24 protein-coding genes are annotated in these 25,492 nt (G+C 64.7%); 7 read left to right on the top strand and 17 right to left on the bottom strand.

Annotation, left to right across the window (positions count from 1 at the left end):
- Window positions 1-18: 18 nt before the first annotated feature.
- From DM806_RS25380 to motA, 9 genes are read right to left on the bottom strand one after another with little or no spacing between them, the layout of a single operon-like run.
- On the bottom strand, window positions 19-546 hold the full coding sequence (locus DM806_RS25380) for a chemotaxis protein CheD (RefSeq protein ID WP_179045936.1): 528 nt from the start codon (window positions 544-546) through the stop codon (window positions 19-21).
- A 5-nt stretch (window positions 547-551) separates the two neighbouring features.
- Window positions 552-941 (bottom strand): response regulator, encoded by a 390-nt coding sequence (locus DM806_RS25375; RefSeq protein ID WP_179045935.1) that lies wholly within the window; start codon window positions 939-941, stop codon window positions 552-554.
- Between the two features lie 15 nt (window positions 942-956).
- Window positions 957-1,976: a protein-glutamate methylesterase/protein-glutamine glutaminase gene (locus tag DM806_RS25370; RefSeq protein ID WP_179045934.1), complete on the bottom strand. Its 1,020-nt coding sequence runs from the start codon at window positions 1,974-1,976 to the stop codon at window positions 957-959.
- On the bottom strand, window positions 1,973-2,866 hold the full coding sequence (locus DM806_RS25365) for a CheR family methyltransferase (RefSeq protein ID WP_179045933.1): 894 nt from the start codon (window positions 2,864-2,866) through the stop codon (window positions 1,973-1,975). Before DM806_RS25365 ends, DM806_RS25370 begins: the two co-directional genes overlap by 4 nt.
- Entirely contained in the window at window positions 2,863-3,357 is a 495-nt protein-coding gene (locus tag DM806_RS25360; RefSeq protein ID WP_179045932.1) for a chemotaxis protein CheW, read from the bottom strand. The genes DM806_RS25365 and DM806_RS25360 overlap by 4 nt, the downstream gene beginning before the upstream one ends.
- A complete protein-coding gene (locus tag DM806_RS25355) occupies window positions 3,354-5,468 on the bottom strand; it encodes a chemotaxis protein CheA (RefSeq protein ID WP_179045931.1) in 2,115 nt (704 codons plus the stop codon). Before DM806_RS25355 ends, DM806_RS25360 begins: the two co-directional genes overlap by 4 nt.
- The gene (locus DM806_RS25350) at window positions 5,465-5,830 is read right to left on the bottom strand and encodes a response regulator (RefSeq protein ID WP_179045930.1); all 366 of its coding nucleotides are present in this window, start codon (window positions 5,828-5,830) and stop codon (window positions 5,465-5,467) included. Before DM806_RS25350 ends, DM806_RS25355 begins: the two co-directional genes overlap by 4 nt.
- Complete coding sequence (locus DM806_RS25345; protein WP_179045929.1) at window positions 5,827-6,135, bottom strand: STAS domain-containing protein; 309 nt, start codon at window positions 6,133-6,135, stop codon at window positions 5,827-5,829. The genes DM806_RS25350 and DM806_RS25345 overlap by 4 nt, the downstream gene beginning before the upstream one ends.
- A complete protein-coding gene (gene motA, locus DM806_RS25340) occupies window positions 6,119-7,003 on the bottom strand; it encodes a flagellar motor stator protein MotA (RefSeq protein WP_179045928.1) in 885 nt (294 codons plus the stop codon). The genes DM806_RS25345 and motA overlap by 17 nt, the downstream gene beginning before the upstream one ends.
- A 188-nt stretch (window positions 7,004-7,191) precedes the next feature.
- Here motA and flaF point away from each other — a divergent pair, with 188 nt between their 5' ends.
- The 3 genes from flaF (at window position 7,192) to DM806_RS25325 (ending at window position 11,058) form a co-directional block, all read left to right on the top strand.
- Window positions 7,192-7,554 (top strand): flagellar biosynthesis regulator FlaF, encoded by a 363-nt coding sequence (flaF, locus tag DM806_RS25335; RefSeq protein ID WP_179045927.1) that lies wholly within the window; start codon window positions 7,192-7,194, stop codon window positions 7,552-7,554.
- Window positions 7,555-7,780: 226 nt separating this feature from the next.
- Window positions 7,781-10,441 (top strand): PAS domain-containing sensor histidine kinase, encoded by a 2,661-nt coding sequence (locus DM806_RS25330; RefSeq protein ID WP_179045926.1) that lies wholly within the window; start codon window positions 7,781-7,783, stop codon window positions 10,439-10,441.
- The gene (locus DM806_RS25325; RefSeq protein WP_179045925.1) at window positions 10,438-11,058 is read left to right on the top strand and encodes a response regulator transcription factor; all 621 of its coding nucleotides are present in this window, start codon (window positions 10,438-10,440) and stop codon (window positions 11,056-11,058) included. Before DM806_RS25330 ends, DM806_RS25325 begins: the two co-directional genes overlap by 4 nt.
- 8 nt (window positions 11,059-11,066) lie before the next feature.
- Here DM806_RS25325 and DM806_RS25320 read toward each other — a convergent pair whose 3' ends face one another.
- From DM806_RS25320 to DM806_RS25295, 6 genes are all read right to left on the bottom strand, one after another.
- Window positions 11,067-12,485, bottom strand: coding sequence for an alginate export family protein (locus tag DM806_RS25320; protein WP_179045924.1), 1,419 nt, complete (start codon window positions 12,483-12,485; stop codon window positions 11,067-11,069).
- 105 nt (window positions 12,486-12,590) lie between these two features.
- Complete coding sequence (locus tag DM806_RS25315; protein WP_179045923.1) at window positions 12,591-13,469, bottom strand: sigma factor; 879 nt, start codon at window positions 13,467-13,469, stop codon at window positions 12,591-12,593.
- Window positions 13,470-13,620: 151 nt separating this feature from the next.
- A complete protein-coding gene (locus tag DM806_RS25310) occupies window positions 13,621-14,580 on the bottom strand; it encodes a peptidoglycan-binding protein (protein ID WP_179045922.1) in 960 nt (319 codons plus the stop codon).
- Window positions 14,577-15,008, bottom strand: coding sequence for a hypothetical protein (locus DM806_RS25305; RefSeq protein ID WP_179045921.1), 432 nt, complete (start codon window positions 15,006-15,008; stop codon window positions 14,577-14,579). The genes DM806_RS25310 and DM806_RS25305 overlap by 4 nt, the downstream gene beginning before the upstream one ends.
- Complete coding sequence (gene fliI / locus DM806_RS25300) at window positions 14,992-16,329, bottom strand: flagellar protein export ATPase FliI (protein ID WP_179045920.1); 1,338 nt, start codon at window positions 16,327-16,329, stop codon at window positions 14,992-14,994. Before fliI ends, DM806_RS25305 begins: the two co-directional genes overlap by 17 nt.
- Before the next feature lie 31 nt (window positions 16,330-16,360).
- Window positions 16,361-16,762 carry a flagellar biosynthesis repressor FlbT gene (locus DM806_RS25295; RefSeq protein ID WP_179045919.1) on the bottom strand — a complete coding sequence of 134 codons (402 nt, stop codon included), beginning with the start codon at window positions 16,760-16,762 and terminating at the stop codon, window positions 16,361-16,363.
- A 289-nt stretch (window positions 16,763-17,051) separates the two neighbouring features.
- On the opposite strand from DM806_RS25295, the gene flgE reads away from it, so the two are divergent.
- From flgE to DM806_RS25280, 3 genes are all read left to right on the top strand, one after another.
- Window positions 17,052-18,368: a flagellar hook protein FlgE gene (gene flgE, locus DM806_RS25290; protein ID WP_179045918.1), complete on the top strand. Its 1,317-nt coding sequence runs from the start codon at window positions 17,052-17,054 to the stop codon at window positions 18,366-18,368.
- 148 nt (window positions 18,369-18,516) lie between these two features.
- Window positions 18,517-20,613 carry a flagellar hook-associated protein FlgK gene (gene flgK / locus DM806_RS25285; protein ID WP_179045917.1) on the top strand — a complete coding sequence of 699 codons (2,097 nt, stop codon included), beginning with the start codon at window positions 18,517-18,519 and terminating at the stop codon, window positions 20,611-20,613.
- Window positions 20,614-20,626: 13 nt separating this feature from the next.
- Entirely contained in the window at window positions 20,627-21,535 is a 909-nt protein-coding gene (locus DM806_RS25280; RefSeq protein WP_179045916.1) for a flagellin, read from the top strand.
- A 1,315-nt stretch (window positions 21,536-22,850) separates the two neighbouring features.
- On the opposite strand, the gene DM806_RS25275 is transcribed toward DM806_RS25280, so the two are convergent.
- The gene (locus tag DM806_RS25275; protein ID WP_179045915.1) at window positions 22,851-24,605 is read right to left on the bottom strand and encodes a hypothetical protein; all 1,755 of its coding nucleotides are present in this window, start codon (window positions 24,603-24,605) and stop codon (window positions 22,851-22,853) included.
- Window positions 24,602-24,856, bottom strand: a complete 255-nt coding sequence (locus DM806_RS25270; protein WP_179045914.1) for a hypothetical protein — start codon at window positions 24,854-24,856, stop codon at window positions 24,602-24,604. The genes DM806_RS25275 and DM806_RS25270 overlap by 4 nt, the downstream gene beginning before the upstream one ends.
- A gap of 207 nt (window positions 24,857-25,063) precedes the next feature.
- Between DM806_RS25270 and DM806_RS25265 the strand changes: the two genes are divergently transcribed.
- Complete coding sequence (locus tag DM806_RS25265; RefSeq protein ID WP_179045913.1) at window positions 25,064-25,459, top strand: hypothetical protein; 396 nt, start codon at window positions 25,064-25,066, stop codon at window positions 25,457-25,459.
- Window positions 25,460-25,492 lie beyond the last annotated feature (33 nt).

Raw genomic sequence — 25,492 nt, 5'->3', positions numbered from 1 at the left:
ATGTCTTCCCCCGGTTTCTCAAAATAGCTCGACATCGCCCGCCACAGCGAGCGCCGGCGCGGGCCGGACCTTGCGGGGCAGCAGCGGCGCTTCGGCGACGCTGGTCGATCGGACCCGCCCCTCGAAGGGCATATATTCGACCTTGCGCGCCTGGACCCCGCCCAGTTCGCAGCGCCCGATGGCGATGCCCTCGGTTTCCATGAAATTGCGAGCAAAGGCGGCATTGCTGCTGCCGATGCCGCCCAACCCCGCGATGATATTGGCGCCGCCATAGAGATGACCACGCAGGCGCGATCGCTGCGCGCCTCGCTGCATCATCGCGTTGATCAGCAGTTCCATCGCATGCACGCCATAACGCTGCATATCTGCCGGGCCGACCGGTGCATCCGCACCCGGCTCGCCCAGCAGGAAATGGTTCATGCCGCCGACCCGCGCGACCGGATCCTGCAGGCAGGCGGCGACGCAGGAACCGAGTAGCGTCGTGATGACGACATCCGGTTCCGACACGACATGAAATTCGCCCTGGACGATGGACACGCGGCGCATGGGCGTCAGGCCAACTCGCCGAAGACGCGCTCGATCTTCTCCTTGAGCGCGGCAGGCGCGAAGGGCTTTACGACATAATTGTTGACGCCCAGCGCCGCGGCCTTCTGCACGACTTCCTTGTCGGCTGAACCGGTGAGCATGATGAACACCGTCTTGCCGATGACCGGATCGGCGCGCACCGCTTCCAGGAACTGAAGCCCATCCATGTCGGGCATATTATAGTCCGAGATGATCAGATGAACGCGATCCGCCTTGATCGCGGCCAGCGCCTCGACCGGCCCGGCCTTGTCGCGAATATCCTTGAACCCCAGATCCTGGAGCGTGCGGCGGATCATCGCGCGCATGCTCGTCTGATCGTCGACCACCATTACCTTTATTGCAGACGCTGCCGGCATGAACCCTATCCCAATTTAAAGCCGACACAGACCGAGGATCGCCTCGGGCATGGCCGACAAAGTCACTTCCTTTTCCACCGCGCCCAGCTCGAAGGCGGCGCGTGGCATTCCGTAAACGACGCAGCTTTCGCGGCTCTGGCCCAGCGTGCGGGCGCCGGCGTCGCGCATGGCCCGCAGGCCCATCGCGCCGTCGCTGCCCATGCCGGTCAGGATCACCCCAACCCCGCGCGACCCCAGCGGCGCGACCGAGCGGAACAGCATGTCCACCGAAGGCCGATGCCCCGATACCGGATCAGCGGGCAGAAGGCGTATGCGCCCGCTGCTGCCGCCGACCAGTTCCATGTGCCGCTCCCCGCCCGGCGCGATGTAGACCGTGCCGCGCTGCAGGGTCATGCCATGGGCCGCTTCCACCACCTTGACGCGGCAGTCGCGATCCATGCGGACAGCAAAGCCGCTGGTGAAGGCGGCAGGCATATGCTGGACCACCAGAACCGGGGGGCAATCGGGCGGCAACGCGCCGATCAGCGAAAAGAGCGCCTCGACCCCGCCGGTGGACGCGCCGATGGCGATCACCACGTCGCGGAGCTTGCCCGACGATGCCAGCTGGGCCGGCGGCGCCGGCGCGCGGCGAACCGAGGATCGCGCGGCAGCCTTCACCATCTTGCGCAACAGTGCGCCATGCTGCGCCATTTCCTGCGCATTGCCCGATGGCTTGGCGATGCAGTCGACCGCGCCCAGGCGCAGCGCCTCGATCGTCGCCTCAGCGCCACGCGCCGTCAGCGTGGAACACATGATGACCGGCATCGGCCGCAAGCGCATGATCTTTTCCAGGAAGGACAGACCGTCCATCCCCGGCATTTCGATATCCAGCGTCACCACATCGGGGTTCAGCGTCTTGATCATCTCACGCGCGGCATGGGGTTCGGGCGCAGCGCCGATCACCTCGATCGCCGGGTCGCTGCTCAGCAATTTCGTCAGCATCGCGCGCATCGACGGGCTGTCGTCGACGATCAGGACGCGGGTCGTCTCGCTCATCGCGCGCCTCCCCTTCGCACATAAATGGTCTGGCCAGCCGGCTCCATCAGCGCAGCCGCCGGCCCGATCAGCCTTTCGCTATGCCCGATATAGAGCGTCCCGCCGGGCGCGAGCATCTCCACGAAACGCGCCTCCAGCTCCGCCTTCGCCTTATCGTCGAAATAAATCATGACGTTACGGCAGAAAATCGCGTCATAGGTCTGTCGCATCGGCCAGGATTCGAACAGGTTGAGTACCCGCGCCGTCACCAGCGATCGCAGGGCGTCCGACACGACATGGCTGTCCGCGCCCTCCTGTCGCAGCCAGTGCTGGCGGTAGGGAGCCGGGATCGGCTGAATCGTGCCGGTCGAATAGCGCGCGTCGCTGACCGCCTGCACCACATGGGGCGCAATGTCGGTCGCCAGCAGGCGCACATCGCCCTGCTTCAGCCAGGCGGCGCTCGATGCGCTTTCGCCAGCCAGCGTCATGGCGATGGAATAGACTTCCTCGCCGCTGGAACAGCCGGCCGACCAGATGCGCACCTTTTGTCCGGCGCGCGCCCGCGCCTGAAGGCCGGGCAGCACCTGGTCGCGCAAATGATCGAAATGATGGCCTTCGCGGAAGAAATGGGTGTGGTTGGTGGTCAGCGCGACCACCATCGCCCCGCGTTCCTGCGCATTGTCGCGCACCAGCGCCAGATAATCCGCGAAGCGCGTCAGCCCATTTTCGCGCAACCGGCGGCTGAGGCGCGAATGGACCAGCGTCATCTTCGCTTCCACCAAATGGATGCGCGCGTCCTGCTGCATGATCGCGGCGATCTCGCGGAACTGGGCGGTGGTCAGCTCGCCCTGCGCGGCGAGCGGCGACCCGGCTCCAGCACCGTCGCCGCTGATGGCGACGGCCTGTTTCACGCGGCGAGTTCCATGATATGGCGCGTCAGGCTGAGCGCGTCGAGATCGAGCAACAGCACCATGGTTTCGGAATGGCTCGCATCCGAAGTGCGGCGTTCGATGCGGACCAGACCCGCGATCGCGCTTTGTTCGCTCACCTCGACATCGGGTGCCGGCTGAATGTCGGCGCTGTCGATGACGACGATATCCGCCACCTCATCGACCAGGAAGCCCGCCTGCCGCTGGCCGATCGCGACCACGAGGATGCAGGAACGCGAGTGCAGCACGCTGGGCGCCCAGCCCAGACGCTCGGCCAGGCCGACCACCGGCACCACCGCGCCGCGTAGATTGGTGACGCCCTTCACATAGCTGGGGACGCTGGGCAGCGGCGTGGGTTCGTCCCATTCGCGGATTTCGATCAGCGCGCGCATGTCGATGCCGAACATCTGGTTGCCCAGGGTGAAGGTCACGATCTTGCGCTCTTCGCCTTCGGTTTCTTGCGTCTTGCTCATGCAGCCATTCCTTTCAGGGCAGATTTGAAGCCGGTCGCGACGACCAGCGCATCAATGTCGAGGATCAGGGCGATGGAGCCATCGCCCAGCACCGTGGCGCCGCCAAGGCCGCGAATGGGATGGAGATTGTCCTCCAGGCTCTTGATGACGACTTCCCGCCGGTTATCGATGGTGTCGACCATCAACCCGACATGGCCCGCCGCCTCGCTCTCGACGATGATGACAAGAGATTCCTCGGGCTTGCGATGGTCGCTGAGGCCGAACATCTCGCCTACCCGTCGCACGGGCAGATAGTTGCCGCGCAGCTCGATCACCTCGGATGTAGGCGATGTCGCCTGCACCTGACCGGGTGCGGGCTGGACCGTTTCGATCACGTTCGTCAGCGGCAGGACATAACGCTGCTTGCCGAGCCGCACGATCATGCCGTCCAGGATCGCCAGCGTCAGCGGCAGCGCCATAGAGAAGGTCGTCCCCTCCCCGGGCACCGAGTGAATTTCCAGACGGCCGCCCAGCGCCTCCACATTGGAACGCACAACGTCCATGCCGACGCCCCTGCCCGAAATGTTGGAAATGGTCTCCGCCGTCGAGAAGCCCGGCGCGCAGATCAGGCTGTCGATATCCTCGTCCGAAAGCTGGGCATCGGCGGCGATGATGCCCCGTTCCACCGCCTTGGCCCTTACCCGCTCCCGATTGATGCCGCGCCCATCGTCGGCAATGCGCACGACGATGCGCGCGCCTTTCTGCTCGGCGGACAGGCGGATCGTCCCTTCGGCCGGCTTGCCGGCGGCGATGCGCTCCTCGGGGCTTTCGATGCCGTGATCGACGGCGTTGCGAATCATGTGGGTCAGCGGATCGCCGATCTTCTCGATCACGCCCTTGTCGACCTCGGTCATCTCGCCGGTCGTTTCCAGCGATACCTGCTTGCCGGTTTCGGCCATCAGGTCGCGCAACATGCGCGGCACGCGGGAAAATGCCTGGCGGATCGGCTGCGCGCGCAGCGACATGACATTGTCCTGAATCTGGCGTGTCAGGCGCGACAGTTCGGGCAACTCGACCCGCTCCTGATCGGTAGGCGACAGCCGGTCCGACAGGATCGATCCCCGGATCACCAGTTCACCGACAAGGTTCAGCAGCTGGTCCAGCTTGCCCAGATCGACGCGGATCGTCTGCCCCGGTACGTCGGCCTTCGCCTTCTCGACCGCCGGCGCGATATTGTCCGCCACCAGCGTCAGCGCCGGGCGTTCCACTTCCTCAATGACCGGCATGGCGATGGGCATAGTCGCATCAGCGACAGGAGCGACGGCCGACAGCTCCGCCCGGCCAATCTCGATCAGCGAATCCGGCGCAACGAAGTCGAAACAGTCGCGGATTGCCTGCTCGTCAACCGTGGCGGGCAGGACGATGGTCCAGATCAGATAGCCATCCTCCGGGTCGAGATCGCGCAGCCCCGGCAGGCGGCTGATATCGACGCCCATGACCTGGCCGCCCATATCCTCCAGCTCGCGGATCACCAGCATCGGCTCCGCACCATTGGCCATGGCACCGCGCGACGGGCCGAAGCGCACCGTCCAGCCCGCGGGCTCTGCGGGGGCCAGATCGTCCAGATCGACCATCACCGGCTCGAAGCCGAAGGAATCGAAATCCTCGACCACGGCCGCGACCGGGGTAAAACCGAATTCATCCGCCTCCGCGACCGGCGCCGGAATGCTATCCTCGATTGCCGCGCCCTTGCTCGCAAGGATCGCGTCGAGCTGTTCCAGCATGGCAGCGTCGTCCGGGAAGGCCGATCCGCTCTGCGCCGCCGCGACATGATCGGACAACAGGTCGAAGGCGCCCAGCATGATGCGCGTCACATCGGCGGTCGGCGGGATATGCCCCGCGCGCACCTCGTCCAGCACATTTTCAAAGCGATGCGAGAAGGCCTGCAACGCGCCATGGCCGAACGCGCCCGACCCGCCCTTGATCGAATGGACGGCGCGGAAGACACCCGCAATCACATCGGCCGATACATCGCCCGCCGCCATGGCGGACAGGCCTTCCTCGGCGATCGTCAGTCCTTCAGTGCATTCCTCGAAGAAGATCGCCTGGATTTCGTCAAGTTCATCGCTCATGGGCACACGCGGCGGATTGCCGCCCCCAGCTTGGTCGCGTCGAACGGCTTGGTGATCCAGCCGGTGGCCCCGGCCTCACGCGCGCGCGCTTTTTTGTCGTCGGAAAATTCGGTCGACAGAACCAGGATCGGCGTGCCGCGAAACTCCGGCACGGCGCGAACCGCCTCGATCAGCTCGAAACCGTCCATCCTGGGCATGTTGATGTCGGTGATCAGCAGGTCGGGCTTCACCTCATGCATCCGCTCCAGGCCATGCTGGCCGTCATCGGCGCTTTCGATCTTGAAGCCCTGCGCGGTCAGCGATGCCTTGAGCAGCATCCGCATGGAGGCGGAATCATCGACGGTCAGGATCAATTTGCTCACGAAAGAATGTCCTTTTCCACGGAAAGGCCGATGGCCGGCGCCAGCCCGCAGGCGGCCACACGGTCGACAAAGGCGGGACTGGGATTGCAAATGGCGAAGCTCTGGCCCTGCGCGTCAGCCTCGACCTTGGCGGCGACCAGCAGTTGCAGCACGGCCTGCCCGACGCTTTCGACGGCGCCGGCATCGACTTCCATCACGCCATCGAAATCGCTGGCGAGCACCAAACGGACGCGCAGATCCTCGGCGGTTACGGTCGTGCCATGCGGCGGCAGGATCAGCGACCGGTCTTCAGGCAGGCTTTGCATTGAGCTGGTCCTTCACATCTTCGAGCGCGCTTTCGAGCTGCGCGAATGAGGGGGCATAGGCGGATGGTGTCATGCGCCGCGCCAGTTCGATCGCAACCTGGGTCGGCTGCCCCTGGGCGTGGCCGATGATCGCAGTCTTGACGATCAGATAGGGCTTGAAGTCGGCATCGATGATCTGTTGCAGCTTCGAGGCGATCGGCCCGACCAGGCAATAAGCGAGCAGCACGCCCAGGAAGGTGCCGACCAGCGCGCCGCCGATCATCGCGCCCAGTACCTCGGTCGGCTGGTCGATCGAACTCATCGTCTTGATGACGCCCAGCACCGCCGCGACGATGCCCAGCGCGGGCAGGCCGTCGGCCATCATCTGGATCGCATGCTGGGGCAGCAATTCCTCAGCATGGTGGCGTTCGATATCTCCTTCCATGGCCTCGGCAAGCTGGTGAGGATCCTCGAAATTGACCGTCATCATGCGCAGATAGTCGCAGATGAATTCGATCAGCCCCTTGTCCTGCAACAGCTTGGGATAGCGGCTGAAAATGCTGCTCTCCTCCGGCTCGTCGAGATGCTTTTCGATCGCGTTGGCGCCGTCCTTCCGGAAGGTCGAGAGCAACGTGTAGAGCAGCGCCAGAAGGTCGCGAAAGTCCGCCTCGGTCCAGCGCACCCCCTTGAAGACGCGCATGGTGCCTTTCCACGCCTTCTTCACCGTGCTCAACGAATTGCCAAGGATGAAGGCGCCGACCGCTGCGCCGGCGATGGCGATCATCTCGTGCGGCAGCGCATGAAGGATGACGCCGAGATTGCCACCCGACATCAGGAAGCTGCCGAACACGCACAGCAGGATGACGACTAGGCCAATGGCATTGAGCATGGATCAGTCCATTTGAGATGAGTGGCCGAGGCCGATGGACTGATTATAGGAAGATTGTCGGGACCACCGTGCAACCGCGCATCTTTTTCAAGCGCTCACCTTCCTGGCCTCACAGATCGGTGCCGCCTGCGACCGCCCGGCGATTTTTCATCCTATTATGGGGGGACAAACATGCCGGGGACCATTTCATGTCAGTCAATGCCTATCGCCGCGCGCAGGAAATCGGCGCGACCCCCAGGGGCAACGAATATCGCCTGATGAGCCAGATCACGTCCGAGATGATCGCCGCGCGCGACGCAGGCCTGTCCGGCGTCAGGCTGATGCCCGCCTTGCATCGCAACCGCAGTGCATGGACCCTCTTTTCCAACCTGTGTGCATCGCCCGAAAATCAGCTGCCCGAAGATTTGCGCGCCCGCATCATCTCCATTGCCATCTGGGTCGAACGCTACACGTCCGATGTCGTGCGCGGACGCGAGACCGTCGATGCCCTGATCCTGGTCAATCGCGCCATCATCGAGGGACTTTCCCATGAAAATGGAAAGCCAGCTTGATATAGTTACGATATCGTAACTATATTTTTATAGATTTTATTCAGACATCTATCTCACTTCCCCCTTCCATGGGGGCATTTCAAACTGTCGGAAATATTTACAATTCGGGCCAATCATTCCATGCGCGCCGTCCTGGCAGATTACTGTGCCATGACAGCAATTGTGAGTGGGAATGCAGTTTTTGATACCGCCGTCTCGAAGCGCCGGCGGGACTCCATCTGTCCGGATGGCCCCGGCCGTCCCCGCCCTGATCGCCGCGGCGCTGATCATGTGCGTGGCCGTCCTGATGGGCTGGTTTACAAATAGCCTGGAGATCGCAGGCTTCGGCCGCAACGAGATTTTCATGCAACCCTGGACTGCGGTGGCCTGCATCGGTCTTAGCCTGTCCGTTTTCAGCGGTGCGACCGGCCGCCTATCTGCCGCACGTCTCATAGCCATCCTGCCCCTGGTCATTTCGCTGGCGACCCTGATCCTGGAATGGGTGGACGCCCCCATGGCGATGGACCGATGGCTGTTTCCCGACCATATTCTGGGCCAGTCCCGCATCTATCCGGGCAGGCCGGGCCTGATGCCCGCCATCGCGACATTCCTCCTCACTCTGGCATCGCTGGCAGCGACATCCCGCTACGACAGCCTGAAACGGTTCGTCACGATGCTTGGCTGCCTCGCCTTGTCCGTTGCGGTCATATCCGGCACGCTGCTGCCGCTGGGCGTCAGTTCGATGGAAAGCACGACGCGACGCACCTTGATGTCGGTGCCGACCGCATCGACATTGATTGCCATCGCAGTCGCCCTGATTGCGCAGCGTCGCCATGTCGCCTGGCCGGGCAATCCCTGCTGCGGCATCAACAGCCGAACATTGCAGTGGATGTTGGCTCCCTGCATTCTGCTGCCCGTCACATCGGCGCTGTGGCAGCTATGGATCTATAAGAACGGCCAGTTGACGCGGGAAATGGCCGAAATCATCCAGGCTGCAATGCAGGTCAGCATTTCCTGCGCGATCGTCGCCTGGGCCTGGGTTCGGATCGGCCGTGAAAGCACCGCGCGCTGGGCGTTCAGCACCGCCATCGACTCTGCTCCGATCGCCATTACCGATATAAATGGCCGTATCATTCGCTGGTCCAAGGGGTGCGAGCGCCTTTACGGCTGGACCGCGAAGGAAGCGCAGGGACAGCGCAAGCATCAACTTACCGATGCCCTCATTCCCCAAGGCCCTAAGCGCCCATTGGCGCCGCATACGGCTCAGGAGGCCGAGATTACGGAACGCCGCCGCAACGGAACGAGGCTGCGCATCCTCGAATCCCGTGAGATCGTGCAGCCCCGGCCGGACATCGCACCGATGATCGTTCTGTCCATGACAGACATCACCGAACGGCAGCGCGCAGAGCAAGCCATGCTGGCCAGCGAGGCTCGCCTCACCTTTGCCGCCGATCTACATGAACTGGGCCTGTTCGAATGGCAGCAATCGACCGACAAAATCGAATTTTCACAACATGCAAAACGACTTTTCCAGCTTCCGGCTGAAGATTTTTCCGGCGGAATGGAGGCGTGGCGCAGTCATATCCGCGCTCATTTCGGCATCGACATCCTTTCGGAAGAATCCTTGTCGGCCAGTCTCCAGCGCCGCGCCTTCCGCCTCTGTTCCATGAACGCGGATCAGCCCCTGATCGTCGAAGGCTCCATTTTCTTTCACGAACCGCCCGGCGACCAGGGCCTGTCCATGCTGGGCATCATCATGGACGCGACGGAACGCGAACAACGAACCGAAATGCTGAAGGCGCGCGAATTCGAACTGCGCTCCATCCTAGAAACCGTACCCGAAGCGATGATCACGGTCGATGAAGCGGGGCGTGTACGGTCCTTTTCCACGGCGGCCGAAAAGCTGTTCGGCTATCGGGCGGAAGAAATCACGGGACGCGACGTGCGCACGCTCCTGCCCGACTATGCGAAGCCCGCCGCCGCCGATGACAGGATGCCGCCGCCCAGGGAATCGACGCCACAAACCACCGCCGGGCGGGACCGGCAGGGCAATTCCATGCCCCTGGAACTGGTGGTCGGCGAAACCAGGATCGGCAGGGAGCATATTTCGATCGCGTTCGTCCGCAGCCTGCGTGAACAGATCGCGACCCAAACCCGCCTCAACGAGTTGCGGGAACAACTGCTGCACGCCTCGCGCGTCAGCACCATGGGCGAAATGGGCGCTGGCCTGGCCCATGAGCTCAACCAGCCGCTGACCGCGACCGCCAATTTCCTCGGTGCGGCGCATATGCGGCTCGACATGAATGCATCGGCGGACCAGATCAGGGAACTGATCGACCTCGCTAATCTCGAAGTGCTGCGCGCGGGAGAGATGATCCGGCGGATGCGCGCCTTTGTCGCCAAAGGCGAACTGGACATTCGATCCTGCCCGCTCAACGAACTGATCGCCGACGCCCTGCAACTGGCCTGGTCGGGATCGCGCCATGCAGGCGTCAATCTCCATTACCAGCCGAGCATGGTTGACCCCAATGTGCTGGCCGACCCCATTCAGATTCAGCAGGTGCTGGTGAACATCATCGGCAACGCGCTGGAGGCCTTCGCCGCGCGCAGGACGGAGAAACCGGAAATCATGATTTCCACGACCCAGCGTCCGGACGGCCATGTGCTGATCCGCCTGAAGGACAATGGCCCCGGCTTTCCCTCCCCCATCATCGGGCGGCCGTTCGAAGCCTTTGTGTCGACGCGTCCCCATGGCCTGGGCCTGGGCCTGTCCATCTGCCGGCGCATCGTGGAAGGCCATGGTGGCGTGCTGACGCTCGCCAATGGCCCGGAAGGGGGCGCGATCATCGAATTCACGCTTCCGGTCTACCGCGAACCGGGAGACAGCGAATTGAAGGCAGCAGAATGACGGCGCGACAGATCTTCATCGTGGACGACGACAATTCCGTCCGCACATCGCTGGTGCATCTTCTGTCGATCCTGCCGGATCACCGGATCCACAGCTTTGCGTCGGGCGACGCCTTCCTGACTGCGGCGGACCGGCTGGGGTCGGGTTGCCTGCTGCTCGACCTGCACATGCCAGGCACGACGGGCATCGGCGTGCTGGAGGCGCTCGCCCCCATTGCCGATCGTTTCGAGACCATCGTACTCACCGGCGAGGGTGAAGTCGGCACCGCGGTGCAGGCGATGAAACTGGGGGCCTTCGATTTTCTGGAGAAGCCCTGCAACCACCTGCGTCTGCTGGAGACCATCGACATGGCCTTTGCCAAACAGGCGGCGTCCTACCGCACGGTGACGCGGCGGGCGCAGGCGCTGGCAAAGATCAACTCGCTCTCCCTGCGGGAGCGCGACGTGCTGATCGGGCTGATGGAGGGCCATTCCAACAAGGTGATCGCCCATGACCTTGGCATCAGCCCACGAACCATCGAGATCTATCGCGCAAAGCTGATGGAAAAGCTTAACGTCCGCAGCCTTTCCGAAGCACTCGGCATCGCCTTTGCCGCCGGCCTCTATTCCGACGGCTGACCGGCAGATCAGAACTCCAGATAGAGGTCGACATAGCCATAGCGCGTGTCGCCCGTGCGCGGGGCATTGGCGGCGTCGGTCAGGAAGCGACCCTTCACCAGATAGGCAAGCCCCGTGTCTACCCGCAGCAGATCGGGGATCAGCCAGCGGCGCAGGCGCGCTTCGAACTGATGGCCGGCAAAACGCCCGGAATCGCCGGCACCGTCCTTGACGTTCGTGGCAGAGAAGCTGTCGGCTTTGGATTCAAGCCAGAGCGCGCGATACATCGCCATCACGTCGGACGATTTACCCGGCTTTGCCTCCAGCCTCACGCCACCGGAAACGACATTATAGCGATGCACCGGCCCGTAAAGACCGGTTGGGCCAAAGTCGAAACGGCGCGGGCCATAGAGGGTGTCGAACCGGTTGTAGCTGCGCGCATTACCCTTGTCCCCGGTCGCCAGATCGAAATCGACGGAAAGACGCGGTTGCCATTTGGCTGGCCAGGTGCGCCCCGCTTCCGCATGGACCAGCCAGGCGGACACATTCATATCGGTCAGGTCAGTGGCCCTGGTGGTCGCGCGGGTCTTGCCGAACTGATAGGCGGCTTCCAGATCATAATCGACCTGCCCCGCCCTGGGCTTGCGCCACGCGCGCAGGCCCGGCGTCCAGAGCCTGCGGTTCCGGGTCAGCCGGTCGGCCCTATCCTCTTCCTTCAGGCCATAGGCATAAAGTTCCAGCGTCCCGCCCAGAACGCCGCCCTTGGTCAGGCTGCCGCCGAAAAATTGCAGCGCGCTGCTTTCCTTGTCCCATTTGACGCCATTGTCGAAAATGCCGTCATGATCTTCCGGCAGGCGGATTTGCGGCAGCGTCCAGAAAAGGACCAGCCGATCGCCCCCCTTCCCGTTCACCACCAGATTGGCGCCGGTGAAGCCGTTGGTCGTATTGCGGAAGGTCTGCCGCCCCACGAGGCGCCGTGATCCGATATCCATGGTGAAGCGTCCAGCGGTCAATGCCGCATTGGCCTTGTCGCTCAGAGCGACATCGAAACCGACATAGGCCTGAATCAATTCCAGCGCGTTGATTTCGCTCGTTCCGGCAGAACTGCTCTGCTTCTCGCCATAGCCGCGCGCGTCCCACAATTCCCCGCCGATACGGAGCGGTCCGCCATCATAATCGACCAGCAACGTGGTCTTGAGCGACCAGAGAAAGTCGCTTTCCGCCATGTTCGGCCGGAACTGACCGTCAATTCCTTCCACTCGCGACCGGACCATGCCCTTGATCGTCAGTTCGTCCGGGGCGCCCAGGGCGTCGTGCAGGGCCGTACCCGCCATGGCCGGGGCACCGGACAGGGCAAGGGCAGTCAGGCCCATGGCCACGGACCGGCGGGCGCGCAGGAACGGCGTGCGACGGCCATTGCGGCGCGTCGCCCGGAAAATATCGGGCATGTCGGAAACTCCAGGGATGATGATCCCTTATAGAACGTCGATGTGGAGGCGGACGCTCACGCCGGAGGAAATTTTCGGACCTTCGCCGATCATCCTATAATTTTGTCAGTGAATGGTCGGCTGTGTGGGAACAGAGTCGCGATGATCGGTCATGAGCGCGAAGCGCGGATCCTGCGCGGCAAGTTCGGCCATGGTCTTGGCCGCGCGCTTGGCGATCTGGCGCACCCGTTCCTTGTTGACGCCGGTGTCGCCTTCCAGCGTATCCAGCGTCGTGATGTCGAACAGCCGGCGTTCGATCACTTCGCGATTATGCGTCAGGCGCATTTCCAGTTCTTCCAGTTCGGCCGGATCGATGGCCAGATTGTCGGCACGCCAGACCGATGTCCGCATTTCGCCCGCGACCTTGGCAGCACGCTTGGGCCGTGCCTGGCGACGCATCCGGTCGAGCGCCACATTGCGCAGATGTTCGATATAGCCGTCGATCAGCGTGATCGTCGCCGCTTCCGCCAGATAAGCCGATGCGCCGGCTTCGGTGCGGAACAGCGCTTCCTCATCTTCGATCATCCCGACGGCCGAGATATCCTCGCCATCCTCGCCGGTGCTGATCGCCTCGATCGAGACGGTGGTCGCCTCCACCTTGCGCGCCGAGGGGCGCTGGTCGGTCATCAGGCGGAAGCGCAGGCTCTGCAATTCGCCCCGGATCTGCCAGTTCACGAAGGTCGTAAATTGGGCCTTTTCCGGGTCATAGGCCTCGATCGCGCGATGCACGGCGATGGAGCAGACCTGCTCGGCATCCTCCCAATGACCGACCAGGCCATATTGGCGGATGAAGTGGCGGATGCGCGGCGCGATGAGCGTCAGGATGCGCGCGAACGCCTTGTCGACGGCGGCCCGCTGACGCGCGGTCTGCTTCTGGCCGTCCTCAGGCAGATTGGCCTTCACCGTGGCAACGGCCGCTTCCAGTGCAATGGTGGTCTTCGACATGTTCGGTCCTTCGATCACGGCATCGCGACTCTCGCGTGCCCCCCTTCGACGGGAGCCTTTTTCGTCGCCACTGGTTAACGACTCACTAATCCTATATTTAATTTTTACCTAAATCCTATATTTCTTGCCGCCTGCGCGAGGCGACGGCGGATCAGGCGTCGAACCGCTCGGGACGGATGTTACGGCCCATGAAATCAAGCAACCAGGCGCGATGCGCGGCCGCCGCATTGCCGGTGGCGGCAATTTTTTTCCCGGCACTGGCGGCTCCGACCTGCACATTCAACAGCGTGCGGGCGCGGTCTGGATCGAGCCCTCCTTTAAGAAATCGGATCGCATCGCCGCGTCCCAGATGGTGGCCCAGATAGGCGGCCTGGGCGATCGCCTGAGCGCTTTCGCCGATTGAGATGCCCGCCCGGCCCAAGGCGTCCAGATTGGCCTTGGCATAATCGGCGGTCGCCTGGATCGCGGCTTCGGGGTTGTAGCGCAATGCCAGCAGGGCGGCGCAATCCTCGCCCTTCACCTTGCCATGGTCGTTGAGCCACCCTTGCTGTCGCGCAACGTCGTTCAGCCAGGTGCCTTCACGCTCGGCCTCGCCGCGCCAGGTGCCGCTCAGAAACTGCCCCAGCCCGGCAGCACTGGACCGCGGGTTGCGTGAATAAGGAAGCCAGCGTCCGTCCGATCCCTTCGCCGCCTCGGCATGGACGATGGTCGCGAGCGCCGCTGCCGGCAGGCCGGTGCGCTGCGCCGCCGCGCTCAACGCCCCGGCATAGCCGGCATTGGGGCCATAACCGCGCTGCCCATTGGCAGGGGCTTGCCCTTGCTGCCCTTGCCCGTCCCAGCGCGCCGGAGCGTTCCTTTCCTTCTCGACCGTGGGCACAGGCGGCTGTGGCGCAGCATGCGCCGTCGCGCCCTTGCGCTCGTCGAGCAGCGACAACAGCGCGTCGAGGCTCATCGGCAGCTTCGTTTCGCCGCCAATGGCCTTGGTCCCATCTTCCTCGCCGCCCAGCGCCGCGCGCCACAGCCGGTTCGTCAATTCGCTGCGCGCCTGCGTGTAGATGACCTCCGCCTTCTGCGCGGCGCTCAGGGCAGGCAGCCCCGTCGCGCCGATCATCGCCCGCCCCGCAAGGCCCGCCGCGACTTCAGGAAAGCGACCGCAGCACTGTCATCCACCCCCGCCTGCTCGGCATTGGCGCTGCGCCGGTTGGCGTCTTCGCGGAAGCCTTCCGCCGCCACCTCGACCGCGCGGAATGCGCCATAGGCGGCCGCTGCCTTGCCGCGCATCTGGTCGAGCCGGGCGTTCTGCACCGCGCCGTCGCGCTTCAGCCGCTGCTGTTCGGCGCGGATGCGTTCCATATAGGCGTGGGAGGACAGGCCAAGGTCGCCAGCCGCCACATCGGCTTCGCGCTGGATGCTAGCGTGCGCTTCGTCGCGCGCCGTCTCGATCTGGTTCAGCAGGTTGATCTGCACGTTGATGGCCACGCCCATGGCGTCGATCTCGCGGCGCTGCACGCGCATCGCAGTGTCATAGGGTGTCTTCATCGGTCGTCTCCAATAGCGCCGCGAGCGCCGTAAAACTGTCCTGCGCGAAGCCGCGCTCCTGCTTGCCCTGCTTCAGCAGAGCCTCGATCTGCGGCGCGATCGCCACGGCGCGATCGACCTCCGCACTGGAGCCGGCGCGATAAGCGCCCAGCCGCACCATCTCTTCCATGTCGCGGAAGGTCGACAGTTCGCGCCGCGCCGCCAGCCGCACTGCATTTTCCTCCTCGGACAGGCAGTGGGGCAGGGTTCGCGACACGGATTTCAGCACGTCGATCGCGGGATAGCGGCCGCGCTCGGCGATCTGGCGGGTGATGACGACATGGCCGTCCAATATGCCGCGCACCGCGTCCGCCACCGGCTCATTATGATCGTCGCCGTCGACCAGCACGGTGAAGAGGCCGGTGATGCTGCCCTGCCCCGGCAGGCCCGGTCCGGCGCGCTCCAGCATCCGCGGCAGTTCGGCAAAGACGGTCGGCGTATAGCCCTTGGTCGCGGGCGGTTCGCCGCTGGCAAGGCCGATCTCGCGCTGGGCCATGGCGAAGCGCGTCACCGAATCCATCAGGCAGAGGACGTTCAGCCCCTGATCGCGGAAATATTCGGCGATGGTCAGCGTGGTCCAAGCCGCCTGCCGCCGCATCAGCGCCGGCTCGTCCGAGGTCGCGACCACCACGACGCTGCGGGCAAGACCTTCCGCGCCGAGATCGTCCTGCACGAACTCCTGCACTTCGCGGCCGCGCTCGCCGATCAGGCCGATCACCGCCACGTCACAGTCTGTCCAACGCGCCAGCATGGACAGCAGCACCGACTTGCCGACGCCCGATCCGGCGAACAGACCGAGGCGCTGTCCCCGGCAGAGCGGTGCGAACAAATCGAGCGCACGGACGCCGGTGCCCAGCCGCTCCCCCACCCGCGCCCGCGCCGAGGCGGGCGGCGGCGATGCCTTGATAAGCCGCATGTCCGCGCCCTGCGGCAGCGCGCCCTTGCCATCGACCGGACGGCCCAGCCCATCGACCATGCGGCCGAGCCAGCCGGCGCTGGGGCGCAGTCCGAACTGGCTGGCGGCAAGGTCGGCGCGGGTGCCCGACGCGATGCCCTGCGGCTCGCTGAAGGGCATGCAATGGGCGATGCCGTGGTCGAGGCCGGTGACTTCCGCCTCGACCCGGCCCGCCTGCGTATCCAGCGAGACGCACGAGCCGATCTGCGCCGCGCCGGCCAACCCCTCCACCTCGATCAGCGCACCGCGCACCGCGACGACATGGCCGAAGCGGCGATCGGGGCTGAGCAGGCGCAGCCCCGCGGCCGCCGCTGCCAATGTGGTCATCGGACGTTTTCCTTCAGAAATGGCGAAGATTTCAGGCGGCTTTGGCGGTCCGGCCCAGCACGTCGGTTTCATAACCGATGAGCCAGCGGCAATCGGCGAGCGCGGGATAGAATTGGCCGGTCGCGACCTTCTGGGCGAAGCGGATACAGACCGCCTTGGCCTCCGGCGCCTCCAGCGCCGCCATCAATCCCTCCAGCCGCGCCAGCAGCGCATCCTGATGCTTCTGCAACTCGCTCTGGTCGATATAGGCCATCATGCAGGCGAAATAGAGCTGGCGCGCCGGCGTATCGGCTTCCTCCGGCTTCATCACCTCGCGCCCGCGCAGGATGGTGGCGCCATTTTCCACCACCAGATCGGTGCGTCCGACCGACCGCAGCACCGCGCCGTTCACGATCAGCGGCTCTCCATTGCGAAGCGAAATGCGAAGCGTCATCCGATTATCCCCACTTGAGCGTTTTCGAAGCAGGCGGACTCGCCTGCTGGCTCGGAAAACGCGGCACACAAAAGACCGGAGCAAATTGACCCGATAGTCGGGGCCAGGCTGCTCCAGCACGCCGCAAAGGCGCAGTCATGTCCAGATTATAGGATGATCGGCCCGGCAGCTTTTGCCGGGTACAGCTTTTTTTTGAAGCCTCTCAATAGGGTGCGGGGAATCCCTCCTACAATGAAGCCGTAACCGGGTCGGGCATGCCGAGCACGCCGCCCACGCATGGGAGAATGATATGAGCCTCTATTCCGCCCTTTATGCCGGCGTTTCCGGTCTTGGGGCACAGGCGGGCGCCATGGCCACCGTCGCGGACAATATCACCAATGTGAACACGGTCGGCTATAAGGGCGTATCGGCCCAGTTCCAGACGCTCGTGGCCGGCGGCCAGCTGAGCACCGGCTATTCCGCAGGCGGCGTGTCGGCCGCGCCCAAGGCGCTGATCTCCAAGCAGGGCCTGCTCCAGGCGTCGAGCAGCCTGACCGATATCGGCATCGACGGATCGGGCTTCTTCGTCGTGCGGTCGGGCACCGACACGGGCGACACCGTATCCTTCACGCGCGCCGGCTCGTTCGTGCCGGACTCGCAGGGCTATCTGCGCAACGCAGCGGGCTATTATCTTCAGGGCTGGCCGCTCGACGCCGACGGCAATTATGTCGACAACGGCAATCTCAACACGCTGGAACCCATCCGCCCGAGCGCGCTGACCGGATCGGCCCAGCCGACCACGAAGATCGCGCTGCGCGCCAACCTCCAGTCGACCGCCGAACCGATCACCGGCGCTTATGTGCGCGGGTCGATGGCGTCGGGCACGCTGTCGCCGCAATTCTCCCGCTCGGTCGAAGTCTATGACTCGCAGGGCACGCCGCACCAGCTGACCTTCAACTTCGTCAAGACCGCCGCCAACGAATGGGTCGCGGAAATCTCCGGCGATCCGGCCGACATCACCAGCGTCGGCGGCGCGGCCATCACCGACGGCGTACTGGCGAGCGGCACGGTCAGGTTCAATGCCGACGGCAGCCTGGATCTGGCCGGTTCCGACCCGGCGCTGTTCAGCGACCTCGACATCGGCTGGGCCAATCAGGCCGGCTCCAGCCCGATCCGCCTCAGCCTCGGCAGCAACGACGGGCTTGATGGCCTGACCCAGTTCGGCAGCGATTCCGCCCTGCTGTCCTCGACCGTCGATGGCGGTATGCTGGGCACGGTAGCGTCGGTCGAGATTTCAGACCAGGGCATCGTCAGCGCCATTTTCGAGGACGGCACGTCGCGCGCCATCTATCAGTTGCCGATCGCCACCTTCCAGAATCCCGACGGCCTGACCCGCATCAGCGGCAACGCCTATATCATGTCGTCGGAATCCGGGAATGTCGCGATCAACAAGCCGGGTGCACTGGGCGCGGGCACCATTGCGGCGGGCGCGCTGGAAGCGTCGAACGTCGATCTGGCGCAGGAATTTTCGAACATGATCCTGTTCCAGCGCGCCTACAGCGCATCGTCGAAGATCATCACGACCGTCGACGAGATGCTGCAGGAAGTCAGCAACCTGAAGCGCTGATTAGAGCAGCTTCCGATCCGACTGCATCGGCTCGGCTGCTCTAAGCTTTTGGTTTTCCGCGTTTTCCGAGCCAGCAGAAGATTCCTTCTGCTTCGAAAACGCTCTGGCGCCCCGCCCCTTTCCCTGATTTGTCGAAGGACCAGCCGCCTTGTCCCTGAACGAGATATTGAATTCCGCCATGTCGGGCCTGTCCGCCTCGCAGGCGGGGCTGCGGTCGGTGTCGAACAACATCGCCAATGTGGGAACCCCCGGCTATGCCCGCGAGCGCGTCTCGCTGAGTACCGGGGTGACGGGCGGGCGCGTGTCCGGCGTGATCGTCGGCGAACCGTCACGGGTCGCCGACAAGTTTCTGGAAAATGCCGTCTACCAGCGCGGCGGCGCGGCGGGCCGGTCGGAGGTCGTATCCTCCTATCTCGACCGGCTCCAGTCGCTGCTCGGCGCGCCGGATTCCAGCGCGGGCCTGGCCGCCCGACTGAGCGCCCTTTCCTCCTCCGCGGCGGAAATCACCAGCCTTCAGGGGTCGGCTCAGTCGGTGGCGCTGTTCACCGGCAATGTCGCCGACAGCCTCGACACGCTCAACCAGTTGCAGAAGGATGTGTCGAGCCTGCGCGCCGACGTGGAGACGGAGGTCGGCTACAGCGTCGACCGGGTCAACACGCTGTTGCGCCAGATCCACGACCTGAACAGCGAAGTCGCCCGGCTCGACGGCCTTGGTCGCAGTTCCTCTGGTCCTGCCGACCAGCGCATGAGCGCGCTGGAGGAACTGAGCGGCCTCATTGATATCAGCGTGCGCGAACAGCCTGATGGCCGCGTCACCATCGACAGCGCGTCGGGGCAGGTGCTGCTCGACAAGCGGCTGCGACAACTCAGCTATCCGTCGGGTGCGGGCGCGTCGCAGAACAGCTATCCGCCTATCGACATCCGCTTCGCGTCCGACAATGGCGTGATGGGCGCATCGACCGGCGAGCAGATCGATTCCTCCGCCGTCGGGGGCAAGCTGGGCGGCCTGCTCGATATGCGCGACCGGGCGCTACCCAATTTCTCGGAACAGCTTGGTACGCTCTTTTCGGGTGTTGCCCAGAGCCTCAATGCCGTTTCGAACGCCGGCACCACCCTGCCCCCGCCAAACAGCCTGACCGGCGAAGCCAATGGCCTGATCGGCACCGACCGGCTGGGCTTCACCGGCAAGGCGGTGTTCGCGGTCGCCGCGGCGGACGGCACGCTGGTGCAGAAGGTGACGGTCGATTTCGACGCGCTGGGCGCTGGCGCGACCGTCGATGACGCAGTGGCCGCGATCAATGCCGGCCTTTCGCCGGCCGCGACCGCCAGCTTCACCGACGGCGTGCTGTCGATCAAGGCGACCGACAGCAGCCAGGGCATCGCCATCGCGCAGGATCCCGATGCGCCCAGCGACCGGGCGGGTGTCGGCTTTTCGCAATTTTTCGGCCTCAACAACCTCATCCGGTCGGACGGCAGTTCGCTGGCGCCGTCGGGCTTCACTGCTGCCGACCCCCATGGCTTCGGCACGGGCGAGACGACCGAGATCGCCCTGCGGGATTCGACCGGCAAACTGCTCGCCAGCTACACCATGATGGGGTCGGCCGGCCCGACTTTCGGCGATCTGATGACCGAACTGAACGGCAGTCCGCTTGGCCAGCATGGCAGCTTCGCGCTCGACGACCAGGGCCGGGTCCGGTTCACGCCCAACAGTATGAGCGCGGGATCGACCCTGTCCATCCCGTCGGATTCGACCAGCCGCCATGGCACGGGCCTGTCCTTTTCCGCCCTGTCGGGGCTGAGCGGCGCAGCGAGCGGCCTCAGCACCGCCGAAGTGCGCGCAGACATCGCCGCCAAGGCCGGCAACCTGCCGCTCGCCCGGCTGCAACTGGACGTGCCGGTCGGATCGAAGGCGATCGGCGCGGGCGACCTGTCGGGCGCGACCGGCTTCATCGACCAACTCGCCAAAAGCTTCGACTTTGGCAAGGACGGGTCGGCGACGATCGAGACCTTCGCGAGCCGCCTGCTGGGCGGTGCGGGGACCGAGGCGTCGCTGGCACAGACCAACTATGCCGGCGCGGCGGCGCGCTTCGACGACGCGGTCGGCCGGCGCGACAGCTATGCCGGCGTCAATGTCGACGAGGAACTGGCGCAGATGGTGGTGTTGCAGAACAGCTATTCCGCCTCCGCCCGCGTCATGACCACCGCGTCGGAAATGTACGACACCCTCCTCCAGATGCTCAGATAAGGAGTCTAGAGCGATGACACGCGTAGCCACCATTCCCCTGCAACGGACCTTGTCCAGCGCCATGCAGCGGTCGCAGCAGAATCTGGCGGCCAGCCAGTTGCAGCTGACCACCACCAAGAAGGCGCATGACTATGCGGGCCTGGGCATCGACGCGGTGCGCACCCTGTCCGCCCGGTCGATGCTGGAACAGCAGAAAAGCTATCAGTCGGTGGCGAGCCGGGTCAGCACGACCCTGTCGCTCTACGACGCCAATATCAACCAGATCGACGACAGCCTGTCCCATCTGCGGACCGAGCTGATGACGGCGCTGGGCACGGGGGATTCACCGGGGCTTCAGGGTCTGGTTGAGGGCAGCTTCGCCGATGTGCGCAGCGCGCTCAACGCGACCGAGGCGGGCCTGCCGATCTTCGCCGGGTCGCAGACCAACGACCTGCCGGTGGTGCCCGCAACGCTCGCTGACCTGGCCGCGATGGACCCGGCCGATATGTTCGTGAACGACAAGGTGCTTCAGTCGGGTCGCATGGGCGACGGCGTGGATGTCGAATATGGCATCGGCGCGAGCGATGTCGGGGCGAAGCTGGTTCCCGCCTTCCAGACGCTGGCGGCCGCCGGGCCGTTTGGCGAACGGCTGACCGACGCGCAGAAGGATGCGATCCGCAAGGCGCTCGACGAACTGGACGTGGGCCTGACCAACGTCCGCGCGGTCAATGCCGAAAATGGCCGCAAGCAGAAGCAGGTCGAGATGCTGGAGACCCGCGCCAAGGACCGGGAAATCCTGCTGACCGACGTGATCGGATCGGTCGAGGACGCCGATCTGGGTCAGGTCGCGCTCGACATCTCGCAGCGCCAGACGATCCTCGAAGCCTCCTATTCGGTCTTCTCCCAGCTTTCCAGCCTGTCGCTCACGCGCTTCCTGGACTGATCCGCCGCCGCCCGGCCCGGCCTCCCACATTCGGGCCGGGCGGTTTCGGGACCGCGCCGTCCGCTTGCCCCCCACACGGACGGCGCATCCACACGTTCCGTCAGGCTGCCGCGCAGCCTACAGTCCCCACTGTTGCCCGGCAGCAGGCGGAACGGGGAGAGGGCGATCCCCCCGGATCACCCTCTCCTTTCGGGGTGGCCGGCGCCGCGACAGGTGATCAGGGCCGGAGCGGCAAATAGGAGATCGCGGGCTTAACTTCGCACGTTTCCCGCAGATTTTGTCATTTCATTATACATGTTGGAAATAATATTATCGTCGGCATGATGCGGCTGGCAGTGCGAATGAACCGTGGGCCGATGTAGCAGGTCTGGCGGATGTAGGACAGGATGTTGGGTGCGGAGCGGAGAGCCGATCCTCGACTTCGTCATCCCGGCGCAGGCCGGGTTTCATCTCCCCAGCGCTGCATTGGACGCAAGGTCAGGAGATGGGTTCCCGCGGTGGCCTGCGGCCGCCCTTCGGGTCGCGGGAATGACGAAAAGGGTGATTGGGAATGTCAGGATCTGAGCAGCGATAGACGATAGCTACCATTCACCAGAGCGATAAATGATCTTTGTTGCGATAACCTACGCAATTTATGACCGATTCTAATCGGATTTTGCTTGCCATCGCCTAATTTACTTGCGTGATCTTGTCCGCCACCAACTCAGTTCGCCTTCCATCATCGTAGAGCTGTCCGATTACTTTTACTTTGTATCGCGGCCATCCATCGGCTTGGGCCATACGATGGAAATCCATGCGCAACGCGTCATCCATGGCCCACGGCGTTAGGCGAAAAGAATCGCCCACTACGCGCTCATCATCGGACACGAACGCCGTCACCTCTCTCCCTAATGTCAGCATCCCGACTGTATCAACTCGGATTATAGTCTTCGCGCATTCGGACGGGGATAGCTTTGCTGAAATAAAGCCTCCGAAAGCGCGATCCCAGAGGACCACGTCACATGGCCTGAGACGAACAGATGCATACCAAATTGAAAATGCGAGGAGCCATGCAAGACAAGCGCACAGGAGGAACCACAGCAACCGCTTGCCCCAAACCTTTGCAGGCAAATTGGATCGCGCCTTCATCTATTCCTCCGTTCACAAACTGTGATTACACAGACCTTGAACGTCCGCAAACGGGTAGTGGAGCGAAAGACCGGATTGACGATAAATGGTCGTTTGCTACCGCTTCGACGCGAAACGCCACAAAAGCAAAAGGCTTCGACAGGCTCAGCCCGAACGGGGGAGGAAACGGGAGCCAAAGCCTCCACCCTCACCCCTTCGCCGGCGCCTGGTCCAGCAATGCCGCCATGTCGCCGGCGGGGCTGGCGCCCGGGATGGCGGCCATGGCGCGGGCGAGGGTCTCGGGGTTGGCGGAGCCGGGCGAGCCGGTCAGCAGGTCGAACACGGCCGCCGTCCTGAGGCCGTGGAAGCTCGCCTGATAGCGGCTGCGCAGCGCGGCCAGCGCATCTTCCCGGCCCAGCATGGCGAGCGAGATGGCGTGGCGCAGCACCATGGTCTGGTCGACATCGCTGAGCAATCGGGCGGGCGGCAAGGCGGCCGCCGTTTCCGTCGCCAGCCCTTTCCAGTCGCGCTGTTTCCAGAGGATTTCCGCGCGCAGCGCCGTGGCGCCGGGGACGTCCTGTAGCACGGCCAGCGCTTCGGGGACGCGGCCGATCTGGGCGTAGGCCACCGCCTCCACCCGCTTGCGCGCGTGGATCATGGCGTCGGGATAGCTGGGGTCGCCGGAACGCTTGAGCAGGTCGATCGCCCGGTCCGGCCGCCCGGCCAGGATATGCAGGCCGGCGACCCGCGCCGACAGGGGACCGCGGGCCAGATCGCCGGCGCGGTTGAACAGCTGATATTCCAGCAGGTCCGCCGCGCGCGCATAGATGCCGGCCGCTTGCAGCCGTTCGGCGAGGCGACTGACCAGCAGGTCGCCCTGCGCGCCGCTCGGCGACAGGTCGCGATAGTCCCAATAGAGGCCCGCCGCCTGTTCCAGCGGCAATTTGCGCGCGGGATCGAGCGCGTCGGCGAGTTTCGCCTGAAGGCCGGGCAGGAAATCCGCGCCCTGCCGCGCACCATCGAAGAAGCGGAACAGGGTCGCGCCCGCCGACAGGCTACCGCGCAGGTCGCCGCCATCGGCGCTCAGTCGATAGGTAAGGCGCAGCGCACGTTCCTCTATCGCGTCCCCGCGCCAGGCATAGCGTAGCGCCGCCAGTCGCTTGAGCGCGGCCTTGTTGTCGAGCGTGCCATGCGCGACTTCGGCCTCGATCTCGCTCAGGCGCGCGTCCATGCGCAGCGCCATGCCGCCCGACTGCTCGACGCGGGCGAAGCGCAGCCGCGCCTGATCGGGACGGCCAAGCGCCAGTTCCGCCCGACCGCGATAAAGGTTGGCGGCGGGATCGCGATCGGGCACGCCGTTCAGCCAGCGCAGCGCATCCTCCGGCCGGCCGGCCTCTATCCCGGCGCGCGCGGCGGCGAGCGCGAACGCCTTGCGCCGGGGACCGGCGAAGGCAGGCGCGGCGCAGCGCATCTGTTGCAGCGCCTGATCGGCAAAGCCGCTCTGCGCCAGCGCGCGCATCCGCCAGATGCAGGCTTCGGCATTGCCGGCGAGCGTCGTCGCCGCCAGTTCCTGCGCCGCATCGTCATAGCGTTCCAGCTGGATCAGCGCAGCCCCGCGCGCGAGCCGCCAGGCGTCGACCATGGCGAGGTCGGGATCGTCCTGTCGCATCACATCGAGCACGCCGAGCGCCTCCGCACCGCGTTCCTGCCCGATCAGACTGCGCGCATAGTCCCAGCGCGCCTGCTGGCGATCGCCCCGCCGCGCGGTGGCGAGGATGCGCCACGCCTTGTCCTGCGGAATGACGCTCCATGCGGCAGGACCAGTGATGGCGGGCTGCTGCGCCAGATCGGCGGCGAAACCGGGCAGGCGAGCAGCGGATGGGCTGGGGGGCGGGCTGGCCGGTGGCGGCCGGTCGGCGCTGGTGAGTAGCGCGGTGGAGGCGAGCAGCAGGAAGCGCTTCACGATCCGGCCCCCGGCATCAGACCGAACCAGGCGATGAGGACGCCGCCGACCGCGCAGCCGATCAGGAACAGGACGGCGAGCAGCAGGGAGCCTCCGCCCGATGGCGGTGCGGCGGAAACCGGCGTCTGCGACGGTTCCGCGACGGGCGTGACATCCGCTTCCGCGCGGTCGCTGCGGCGGCGCGCCGGGGGCGCGGCCGCCGTGCCGGAGGAAAAGACCCGGACCTTGCCGGGCCGCTGATCGCTGCTCATCTGCACCTGCCTCAAGATATTTCCCTTTAGAGCACGCTGCGTTGAATCCGACGCAGGGCACGTGCTCTAAGTTTTTGTTGTCGCATCGTTTTAGGCGCAAAACCGGTTCCCACTTTTGCGCACGATGCTCTATTATAGAGGAAGAAGGGCGTCGAAGCGGTCGAACGGCCGCCCAAATCTGATGCGACGCCCGATCCGGAGGCAATGATGACTCGTTCCGCCCTGACCGTCAGCGCCATGCTGGCCGCGTCCATCGCGATCGCCGCGCCCGGCCAGGCGGCCGAAGCGCAGGGCACGGATTTCGTCACCATGGATGAGATCAGCGTGCCGATCGTCGACGCAAGCCGGGTCGAAGGCGTACTGCGCGTGTCGATCGTGTTGCAGATGCGGGACGCGGACGGCGCGGCGCGGCTGGCGCAGCGCATGCCCGAATTGCGGGCCGCGGGCCTGAGCGCGGCGGTGGAGTTTGCGCGGCTCCACGCCTCCCCCTTCACCCCGGTCGATGCGCGCAGACTGGCCGCCGCGATGACGCCTGCGCTGAGCCGCGTCGATGCCGGGATCGCCAAGGTGCTGATCGTCAGGCTGTCCGCCTTCAGCGCCTGATCCATCAGCATATGAAAATGAAAAAGGCCGCTC

The sequence above is a fragment of the Sphingobium lactosutens genome (genome assembly GCF_013393185.1).
GTDB lineage: Bacteria > Pseudomonadota > Alphaproteobacteria > Sphingomonadales > Sphingomonadaceae > Sphingobium > Sphingobium lactosutens_A.
The sequence above is the reverse complement of the archived record's forward strand: the minus strand, read 5'-3'. Positions and strand labels throughout refer to the sequence as shown.

Coding starts and splice junctions, on each gene's coding strand:
- DM806_RS25270 (WP_179045914.1), bottom strand. CDS start 24,856: ATGAGCAGCGATCAGCGGCCCGGCAAGGTCCGGGTCTTTTCCTCCGGC.
- DM806_RS25320 (WP_179045924.1), bottom strand. CDS start 12,485: ATGCCCGATATTTTCCGGGCGACGCGCCGCAATGGCCGTCGCACGCCG.
- DM806_RS25380 (WP_179045936.1), bottom strand. CDS start 546: ATGCGCCGCGTGTCCATCGTCCAGGGCGAATTTCATGTCGTGTCGGAA.
- DM806_RS25325 (WP_179045925.1), top strand. CDS start 10,438: ATGACGGCGCGACAGATCTTCATCGTGGACGACGACAATTCCGTCCGC.
- DM806_RS25345 (WP_179045929.1), bottom strand. CDS start 6,135: ATGCAAAGCCTGCCTGAAGACCGGTCGCTGATCCTGCCGCCGCATGGC.
- DM806_RS25310 (WP_179045922.1), bottom strand. CDS start 14,580: ATGATCGGCGCGACGGGGCTGCCTGCCCTGAGCGCCGCGCAGAAGGCG.
- DM806_RS25330 (WP_179045926.1), top strand. CDS start 7,781: ATGGCCCCGGCCGTCCCCGCCCTGATCGCCGCGGCGCTGATCATGTGC.
- DM806_RS25355 (WP_179045931.1), bottom strand. CDS start 5,468: ATGAGCGATGAACTTGACGAAATCCAGGCGATCTTCTTCGAGGAATGC.
- DM806_RS25280 (WP_179045916.1), top strand. CDS start 20,627: ATGACACGCGTAGCCACCATTCCCCTGCAACGGACCTTGTCCAGCGCC.
- DM806_RS25305 (WP_179045921.1), bottom strand. CDS start 15,008: ATGAAGACACCCTATGACACTGCGATGCGCGTGCAGCGCCGCGAGATC.
- flgE (WP_179045918.1), top strand. CDS start 17,052: ATGAGCCTCTATTCCGCCCTTTATGCCGGCGTTTCCGGTCTTGGGGCA.
- DM806_RS25370 (WP_179045934.1), bottom strand. CDS start 1,976: ATGAGCGAGACGACCCGCGTCCTGATCGTCGACGACAGCCCGTCGATG.
- flaF (WP_179045927.1), top strand. CDS start 7,192: ATGTCAGTCAATGCCTATCGCCGCGCGCAGGAAATCGGCGCGACCCCC.
- motA (WP_179045928.1), bottom strand. CDS start 7,003: ATGCTCAATGCCATTGGCCTAGTCGTCATCCTGCTGTGCGTGTTCGGC.
- DM806_RS25265 (WP_179045913.1), top strand. CDS start 25,064: ATGACTCGTTCCGCCCTGACCGTCAGCGCCATGCTGGCCGCGTCCATC.
- fliI (WP_179045920.1), bottom strand. CDS start 16,329: ATGACCACATTGGCAGCGGCGGCCGCGGGGCTGCGCCTGCTCAGCCCC.
- DM806_RS25295 (WP_179045919.1), bottom strand. CDS start 16,762: ATGACGCTTCGCATTTCGCTTCGCAATGGAGAGCCGCTGATCGTGAAC.
- DM806_RS25315 (WP_179045923.1), bottom strand. CDS start 13,469: ATGTCGAAGACCACCATTGCACTGGAAGCGGCCGTTGCCACGGTGAAG.
- DM806_RS25375 (WP_179045935.1), bottom strand. CDS start 941: ATGCCGGCAGCGTCTGCAATAAAGGTAATGGTGGTCGACGATCAGACG.
- DM806_RS25360 (WP_179045932.1), bottom strand. CDS start 3,357: ATGAGCAAGACGCAAGAAACCGAAGGCGAAGAGCGCAAGATCGTGACC.